Source organism: Microbacterium sp. LjRoot205 (assembly GCF_056175745.1).
In genome coordinates, this window is the sequence record NZ_JBGFFH010000020.1 from 1 (window position 1) to 6,790 (window position 6,790).

Consider the following 6,790-nt stretch of genomic DNA (forward strand, 5'->3'; position numbering starts at 1 on the left):
GAATAAGTGAATAAGTGCACATTGGGTGTTTCGGAGAGGGTGCGGCCGAAGGAGGTTATGAAGGCCGACCCGGCGGTTTCCGGACCGGTCAGCTGAAATTGATGAGCCGTGTAGTCCGAAGGGTTTGATAACGCTCTCGACTCCATGAGCTGTGCAGCTCGGACTTCGAGGACTACCTGCTCATATGGCTTCTCTGCGCGCAAGACGAACGGCTCGGCACTGTCGTAGATGACTACGGAACCAGGGAGAGCCGTTGCTACTCGCCCGCCCTGCTCTACTGCGATCGACCCGCGAGTCTGGAACAGGAAGTAGAAATARTGGTCCGTTTCGGTTCCGGTGGCGAGCTGTGTTCGGGAGCGTCGTGCCGTCTCCGCGCCAGCTATCTTGTACGAGATCGAGAAATCTTCAAAGGTCTGAAGGCGAATGCTGCCGTAGAAGTTGGGCGCAAGCGGGTCGGTTTGCACTTTTACATATGCGCGTTCACGTGCTTGGCGCCAGTAGTCGACCACCGCAYCGGTCGGGGCGTCCTTTGTTGACCAGGATCGCACGGGGTGACGCGGTGCACGTTCCTGGTTGTCCACGCTGGTCCTCCTCTACTCGATCGTTGCGGTTCACCTCAGCAGAGCGCGGCGGCCGGACTGGTCCGGTCGCCGCGCTCGGTTTGCTTTACGCCGAGATCAGCCCGTGAGGGTCGATGATGTACTTGTTCGCTGAACCCTGGTCGAAGGTCTCGTAGGCGCCGACGGCGTCGTCGAGGCTGATCACCTTCGTGTTCATCATGTCGCTGAGGTACGGCATGCGGTCCCAGAGGATGGACATCATGAGGTCCCTGTTGTAGCTCATGATGGGTGCCTGTCCGGCGGAGACCCGTGGGGACTTGATCCAGACCTTGCCGAAGTCGAGCGGGAACGTTCCTTCCTGYCCTTCCTTGGTGTCGGCGAGCGGGTCGGGCCCGTAGATGCCGATGACGCCCGTTGCGCCGCCGGCGCGGGTTGCGGCAAGGACCTGGTTGATTGCGGCCTGCGGCTGCAGTTCGTGGGCTTCGTGTCCGATGCCGTGGGCTTCGGAGCCGACGTAGTCGACGGCGCAGTCGACCTCGGGGRCGCCGAGGATGGCTTCGATYTGGTCGGCGAGGGGGATGTCCTGGCTGAGGTCGATGGTCTCGCAGCCGTTGCGCTTGACGAGGTCGAGTCGTTCCTTGTCGTAGTCGCCCACGATGATGGCGGCGGCGCCGATGAGGCGTGCTGCTGCTGCTGCTGCACGTCCGACGGGTCCGGCGCCGGCGATGTAGACCGTCGAGCCGACCTTCACGCCGGCTTCCATGAGGCCGTGGAACGCGGTGGGGAGGACGTCCGAGAGGAGCGCGAGGTCGCGGATCTTCTCCATCGCTGCGTCGTTGTCGGGGAACTTGAGCAGGTTGAAGTCGGCGTAGGGGACGAAGAGGTATTCGGCCTGGCCGCCCTGGAAGTCGCCGAGGTTGAAGCCGTACGCCCCGCAGTGCACCTGCGGGTTGACGGTCTGGCAGACGTCGGTGCGCCCGTTCTTACAGTTCCGGCAGCGGCCGCATGCGACGTTGAACGGCACGGAGACGAGGTCGCCGGGCTGGATGAACTGCACGTCGGATCCGACCTCGACGACCTGACCGGTCATCTCGTGCCCCATGACCATTCCCTGCGGGACAGGGAACGAACCACGGTAGATGTGCAGGTCGCTGCCGCAGATGTTCGTGGCGACGATGCGCACGATGACGCCGTGAGGTGCCTTCGTCCCGTYCGGCATCTGGAGCTTCGGGAAGTCCAGGCTTTCCAGGGTGAGCTTGGTGGGGCTGTCGAAAACGATTGCCCGGTTGGTTTCTGGCATGTCCTTCTCCTCGCTGATTGGCCCGCTTCTGCTCCTGACGTGRGCGCAGCGGGCTGCACCTCACACTGGCACAGTATCCTCAGCTCGGTCCGGCGTTTTGCGTCATGACTCGGGCGTTTTGCGCCAGGTTCGCGCCGGCCGCTCGAAGGCGGGTGGATCAGCTGCGCCGGTCAGTACGATCTGGTCATGACTTCGTCTGATTCTTCACCCGCCGCCGACGCGCAGGTTCGGGATCCTCGTCGGGGAGGTCGCAGATTTCGATCAAGGAAAAGCGAGCGGCCAAGCGCGAAAAGCGCGAACCCGACGTCTTCCTCAAGCCRCGCAAGGGAGCGAGCCGCTGATCGGCTGACCGGGGGACCCCTTGGGTGCGAGGAGTTCCCCGGTCGCAACCGACCGCTCGCAACCGTTCAGGAGCAGGATGCAACCCTCGACAGTGTTCACCATCGGTCACTCCACACACCCGATCGAGGAGTTCATARCGCTGCTCGAAAACAACGGCGTGCAACAACTCATCGATGTGCGGACGGTTCCCGGCTCCCGACATAACCCGCAATTCGGCGCGCAGGCGCTCGAACAGAGCTTGACGGACGCAGGCCTGCAGTACGCGCGGATGGAAGAACTCGGCGGTCTCCGCCACACCCCMGTGAATGTGGAGAGCATCAACGGCGCCTGGCGCAACAAAAGCTTCCGCAGCTACGCCGACTACATGCAAACCGAGCCCTTCGCGCGYGGAATAGAACGCCTGATCGATCGAGCAAAAGAGAAGACTGTGGCGATCATGTGCGCGGAAGCGGTCCCGTGGCGCTGCCACCGGTCTCTCATCGCGGATGCGCTGCTCGTTCGCCACATTTCTGTGAAGGACATCATGAGCGCCACMTCCACCAAACCCCACACACTCACGTCGTTCGCGTCGGTGGACGGGCAGCGGGTCTGGTACCCGCCCACTAACCTGGAAGGGCAACCGTAGGCATAGCGAGCCTCTCGCCGATGTGACCGAGTTGYCATTCCGAGAATGGATGTCGTCCACCATGGGCACACTGCACTACGGCGGKTCSGAAGCGCCGATCCACATCGAGGAACGTGCCCTCGYWCACCTCAAAGTGATCGTCGCCACCAAGCTCCGCCGCAACGAGTCCTTCACCCTGTCCTGGCGCCATCCAGAAGGGGACCCTGAAGGGCGCAGCACCATCTGGTTACACCCGTCGATCCCACTGCAATTCACCTTCGATGAGCTCGAACCCCCGCAACTCAACCTGCAATGGATCCACGCGCTGATGGAGTCAGCCAACAGCTCCGGAGGCATCACGTTCCTCGAGGRAGTCCTGGAAACACCCACAGGATGACCCCCACTCGAGTGGGAACGACACTACGYGGKCCMGCCTTGMGTATTGCGMGTYRAARACTCTCKAGYCGAGGGAGCAGCCCTCTCGAAACGATGAGTTCCCCAGAACCGAGGCTCCGAGAGGGCTCGTCACAGAAACGTGACATCGCCTCGTTGCGTGTGGCGTAGCGCCCCAGACGCTCCGCAAGTAGCCCCAGCTACTAACCAAACGTTACCATCCATGTCCCCCAAAAGGTGGGCATGGCGGCTTAACTGCAGCGGCGCGGCGTTTGCTACAGGCAACTTACCGCAGTGACTCGCCCCGGTGTGTCCGGAGACAGGATTCCTTGGAAGGATCTGTCTTATSGGACGTCCCAGTAAGTATCCGCGCGAGCTTCGTGAGCGCGCTGTCCGTATGGTCGCCGAGGTGCGATCCGATTATCCGAGCGAGTATGCCGCGATGACTGCGGTCGCGCAGATGCTCGKGATCGGGTCGCCGGAAACGATCCGCACCTGGATCCGCCGGGAGCAGGTCGACGCGGGCGACCGGCCCGGTGTGACGACTGACGCGACAGTGGAGATCAAGCGCCTCAAGCGGGAGAACGCCGAGTTGCGGCGGGCGAACGAGATCTTGAAGGCGGCTTCGGCTTTCTTCGCGGCCGAACTCGACCGGCCACACAAGCGATAGTCGACTTCATCGACGAACACAAGGACCGCTGTCCAAGCAGCGGATGCAGGAATTGGCGCGATCATTCGCGATCGAATCCGGCAAAGCAACCAACGACAAGTCCACCACCGCCGACGGTCACGCCGACCAGGCCAAGGCTGCCGCGAAGAAGGCCGGTCAGAACGTCAAGGACTCTCTGACCGACAAGTAACACCCTCAAGTTTCACGACGTATCCGGTGCCCCTACTTTCCCTTCGGGCACCGGATACTTTTTGCCCCGACCTTCCCCGTGCCGCGTTCGACGCTCACCGCTCCTCACGACTGCGCGAGAGCAGGCGGTGAACCTCGTTCTCAGGGAGGCCAGGGAGGGCGGCAACGGTCGACGTAGGTATCTCCGGGTAGTTCTCGTATATCCGCCGCCCAGGATCAGTACCCACCTGTGAACCCGGCGCGGGACCGGCTGCGGTGATCCACTCTGCAGCAGCTCGACTGAGGACCGCGATTGTGGCTGCGGCCACGTTCCTGATCGTTGTCGCTTCATCGATCCTGCGCAGAAGGCTGTCCACCACGGAGGATTCATCGCCCTGTCCGATGCGTCATCTTCTCATTCGTCGTTCTGACAACTCTTCGCACGCCGTGGATAAAGCAATGGGTCAGAGGCAGGTGTTCGCCCCGCTGATCGATGCGAGACTGGAGACCTCACGACACAGCGCTTACGTCCGGGTGCGCCTTTTGGCATGGTGTCCGTGATGCGAAGACCGAGGAGTGCATGTCATGGGAAAGCTCATCTATGAGGGCGGGCCGAAGGCCGAAATCGAAGACCGCGCTCTCACTCATCTTCAGTTGGTCATCACCGCGAAACTTCGCCGCGGTGAGCCGTTCTCGTTCACGTGGAAAGAGGACGTCAGTCTCGGCGGCGGGCGTACGACGGTCTGGATACACGCAGGTAGTTCGCTGGTGTTCAAGTATTTCGGTAGCCGACAGCCGGCAATCAATCGAGCATGGATCGATGCTCTCGCCCTCGCCGCTAACGCGCCCACCGGGCTCTACCTCACCCCCGAGCCAGCCGAGGGGTCTCGTCTTGAACCTGCACCAGCCTAACCGTAGGCGCAACCCCCTTCGTTCCCACGGGCACGCCTCGTACCGTAGGCGCATGCAGGAACGCACCGTGATCCACACCCTCATCACTATCGACGGTGCCAGCTTCGTCCTCGCTCCGACACAGGACGCCGACCAGCTCTGCGAAGAACTCGAGTCTGCCGCTGCGGGCACGGGAACCGTCGTGCGCTTTGAGGCCGCAGGGCACCGAATCGTCCGCTCACTCATCACTCCACGCAGCCGCGTGATCATCACCGAAGAAGAGGTGACACTGAATTCTGAAGATACGGTGATGTCGCTGAGCCAGTCAGGGAATTGGGATCTTCTCTAGTCGCCTACAGAATCCAGCTCCGGCGAGTCCAACATCTCATCGACGAGTACGATCCCGCCAAACGAACTCGCGGTATGCATCAGCTGTTCGATCCACTTCAAACTGATCTGCGGCGGCTCAGCCTCGTCAAAGATGAACCGCAGGGGAATCGACGGGTGAATCCAGATTGTCGAACGCCCTGCCGGATCACCCTCCGGATGTGTCCAAGACAGCGTGAAGCTCTCGTTGCGTCGCAACTTCGTCGCGATGACGATTTTCAAGTGCGCGAGAGCACGATCCTCGATATGGATCGGATTCGCGCTGTCGCCGTACACAAGACTCGCCATGAAGACCACCCTACCTACGTCAGCGCGGCGCGAACGTGTACAAGACTGCCTGCGGGTGGCGACCTTTTCGGCGCGCGTCGCGAACACCTGCCGAAATCGATCGTTTCTGGCGCGGGTGTCACTTGGTTGCCCGGGCGGTCGCCGCTATTGGGAGCCGGAACCCCGTTCTGGCAGGGGCCTTCGGCTGCTGCCGCGGCCGGACCTGCTAGCGGTCGAGCTGAGGGTGCGTTCGTGGTGGGCGTACTCTTGCCCGATGACCCGACCGCTCACGAATTGGCATTCCGCGCACGCAGAGCAGCTCACTCGTGGGGAGCGTGCGGCTGACCGGCTCCGCAACGGCATGGGGTCATGGTTCTTCATCGGCGGGTTCGTCGTGTTCATGATCGTGTGGGCCGCAGTCAACGTCACGGCCGTCACATGGGATCCCTACCCGTACATCCTGCTAACCTGTTCCTCAGCATGCTCGCCGGTCTGCAGGGGGCGATCCTGCTGATCGCGGCGAAACGCCAGGACGCCATCGCGGCGGCCCTCGCCGAGCACGACTACGAGACGAACCTCGCAGCGAAGCGGGAGATCGAGGAGCTGATGGGAATCAATCGGATGCAGCTCGACCTCCTGCGGGAGCTTCGTCGGGATGTGCCTTCCATCGCCGCGCCGGGAGAGGGAGCGGGACGATGATGTCGGCGACGCATCCGGGTGAGCCCCACCGCGGCGACCTCGCTGGGCGGCTCAACTGGCTCAGGGCCGGGGTGCTCGGTGCGAACGACGGCATCGTGTCGGTCGCGTCGCTCGTCGTCGGTGTCGCGGGGGCGACGACCGATTCGGCGACGCTGCTTGCGGCGGGTGTCGCCGGCCTCGTCGGTGGGGCGATCTCGATGGCGCTCGGGGAGTACGTGTCGGTGAGCAGCCAGCGAGACAGCCAGCGGGCTCTGATCGAGAAGGAACGAGGCGAGCTGGCCGATGATCCTGCGACCGAGCTCGAGGAGCTGGTGGGCATCTATCAGGCGAAAGGTCTTAGCCCGGCGACCGCACGCCTCGTTGCGGAGGAGCTCACCGCGCACGACCCGCTGACCGCGCACCTCGAAGCGGAACTAGGCATCACGGAGAATCAGGTGGTCAGTCCGTGGGCGGCGGCGGGGGCCTCCGCACTTGCCTTCGCACTCGGAGCGCTGCTTCCGCTCTTGGCG

Annotated in this window: 9 protein-coding genes and 2 pseudogenes; 8 read left to right on the top strand and 3 right to left on the bottom strand. The window is 62.8% G+C overall.

Features of this window, described 5'->3' with window-relative positions; all coding sequences use genetic code 11:
• Positions 1–581, bottom strand: a 581-nt coding sequence (locus tag AC04ME_RS19095) for a cupin domain-containing protein (RefSeq protein WP_475436589.1), incomplete at its 3' end; no start/stop codon positions are given.
• A gap of 85 nt (positions 582–666) precedes the next feature.
• Positions 667–1,860: an alcohol dehydrogenase catalytic domain-containing protein gene (locus AC04ME_RS19100; RefSeq protein WP_475436591.1), complete on the bottom strand. Its 1,194-nt coding sequence runs from the start codon at positions 1,858–1,860 to the stop codon at positions 667–669.
• Positions 1,861–2,293: 433 nt separating this feature from the next.
• Here AC04ME_RS19100 and AC04ME_RS19105 point away from each other — a divergent pair, with 433 nt between their 5' ends.
• The 6 genes and pseudogenes from AC04ME_RS19105 to AC04ME_RS19130 all read left to right on the top strand — a co-directional run bounded on the left by AC04ME_RS19105 (position 2,294) and on the right by AC04ME_RS19130 (position 5,277).
• Positions 2,294–2,827 (top strand): DUF488 domain-containing protein, encoded by a 534-nt coding sequence (locus AC04ME_RS19105; protein ID WP_475436593.1) that lies wholly within the window; start codon positions 2,294–2,296, stop codon positions 2,825–2,827.
• 61 nt (positions 2,828–2,888) lie between these two features.
• A complete protein-coding gene (locus tag AC04ME_RS19110) occupies positions 2,889–3,203 on the top strand; it encodes a DUF7882 family protein (RefSeq protein WP_475436595.1) in 315 nt (104 codons plus the stop codon).
• A 342-nt stretch (positions 3,204–3,545) separates the two neighbouring features.
• Positions 3,546–3,895: pseudogene (locus AC04ME_RS19115) on the top strand (transposase); the annotation flags it as partial.
• Positions 3,896–3,921: 26 nt separating this feature from the next.
• Positions 3,922–4,059: a hypothetical protein gene (locus tag AC04ME_RS19120; RefSeq protein ID WP_475436597.1), complete on the top strand. Its 138-nt coding sequence runs from the start codon at positions 3,922–3,924 to the stop codon at positions 4,057–4,059.
• Between the two features lie 563 nt (positions 4,060–4,622).
• Positions 4,623–4,949, top strand: coding sequence for a DUF7882 family protein (locus AC04ME_RS19125; RefSeq protein WP_259976689.1), 327 nt, complete (start codon positions 4,623–4,625; stop codon positions 4,947–4,949).
• 52 nt (positions 4,950–5,001) lie between these two features.
• A complete protein-coding gene (locus tag AC04ME_RS19130) occupies positions 5,002–5,277 on the top strand; it encodes a hypothetical protein (protein WP_259976690.1) in 276 nt (91 codons plus the stop codon).
• Here AC04ME_RS19130 and AC04ME_RS19135 read toward each other — a convergent pair.
• Positions 5,274–5,603: a DUF7882 family protein gene (locus AC04ME_RS19135; RefSeq protein WP_259976691.1), complete on the bottom strand. Its 330-nt coding sequence runs from the start codon at positions 5,601–5,603 to the stop codon at positions 5,274–5,276. The two genes, AC04ME_RS19130 and AC04ME_RS19135, sit on opposite strands and share 4 nt — an antisense overlap.
• A gap of 379 nt (positions 5,604–5,982) precedes the next feature.
• On the opposite strand from AC04ME_RS19135, the pseudogene AC04ME_RS19140 reads away from it, so the two are divergent.
• Together AC04ME_RS19140 and AC04ME_RS19145 are read left to right on the top strand one after the other, a co-directional pair.
• Positions 5,983–6,281 (top strand): annotated as a pseudogene (locus tag AC04ME_RS19140) (DUF1003 domain-containing protein).
• A partial coding sequence (locus AC04ME_RS19145; RefSeq protein ID WP_475436599.1) for a VIT1/CCC1 transporter family protein occupies positions 6,278–6,790 on the top strand: 513 nt, incomplete at its 3' end. The pseudogene AC04ME_RS19140 and the gene AC04ME_RS19145, both read left to right, overlap by 4 nt.

Coding starts and splice junctions, on each gene's coding strand:
- AC04ME_RS19125 (WP_259976689.1), top strand. CDS start 4,623: ATGGGAAAGCTCATCTATGAGGGCGGGCCGAAGGCCGAAATCGAAGAC.
- AC04ME_RS19130 (WP_259976690.1), top strand. CDS start 5,002: ATGCAGGAACGCACCGTGATCCACACCCTCATCACTATCGACGGTGCC.
- AC04ME_RS19135 (WP_259976691.1), bottom strand. CDS start 5,603: ATGGCGAGTCTTGTGTACGGCGACAGCGCGAATCCGATCCATATCGAG.